General features: G+C 63.7%; 1 protein-coding gene. It reads right to left on the minus strand.

Annotation, left to right across the window (positions count from 1 at the left end):
- A partial coding sequence (locus QD228_RS16990; protein ID WP_279876128.1) for an Ig-like domain-containing protein occupies nucleotides 1-743 on the minus strand: 743 nt, incomplete at both ends.

A 743-nucleotide genomic window follows, 5' to 3' on the forward strand; every position in this document is an offset into this window, starting at 1 on the left:
GCCAGCGGGTCGCTGAGCGTTACGCTCCAGTTGCCGTCGGCATCCGCGGTGACGGTGTCGAGCAGGGTCTCGCCGTCGTAGATGGCGACTGAGCTACCGGCTTCGGCAGTACCTGTCAGGGTCGGAGTCGTGTCATCGGTGCTGTCGCCAGAAGCCAGCTCGCCTGTGACGCTGCCCACATTGTCGTCAACAGAAGTAATGACAGGCGCGGCAGGAGCCGTGATGTCACCGGCGGTCGGCACCGTGACAATGGCAGAAGCGTCGCTTTCATTGCCGGCATCATCGGTGGCAGTTGCTGTCAGCTCGGTGCCGTCCTCCTGTTCTGGCGTCAGCTCGAGGCTGAAGTCTCCGTTGGCATCGACGGTCGTTTCACCAAGCACATCGCCGTCTCCATTGGTGACGGTAATGGTGGAGCCTGGCTCACCGGTACCGGTGAGCGTCGTGCCGTCGGTCTCTTCGAGTACCGGAGCTTCGGGGGCGGTGGTATCGACGGTCAGTTCAATGACCTCTGACGGGTCACTCTCATTGCCGGCGGCATCGGTCGCCACCGCGGTGAGGCTGTGATCGCCTTCAGCCAGCGGGTCGCTGAGCGTTACGCTCCAGTTGCCGTCGGCATCCGCGGTGACGGTGTCGAGCAGGGTCTCGCCGTCGTAGATGGCGACTGAGCTACCGGCTTCGGCAGTACCTGTCAGGGTCGGAGTCGTGTCATCGGTGCTGTCGCCAGAAGCCAGCTCGCCTGTGAC

Origin of the sequence: Cobetia sp. 3AK, from assembly GCF_029846335.1 — a bacterium.
Taxonomy (GTDB): Bacteria; Pseudomonadota; Gammaproteobacteria; order Pseudomonadales; family Halomonadaceae; genus Cobetia; species Cobetia marina.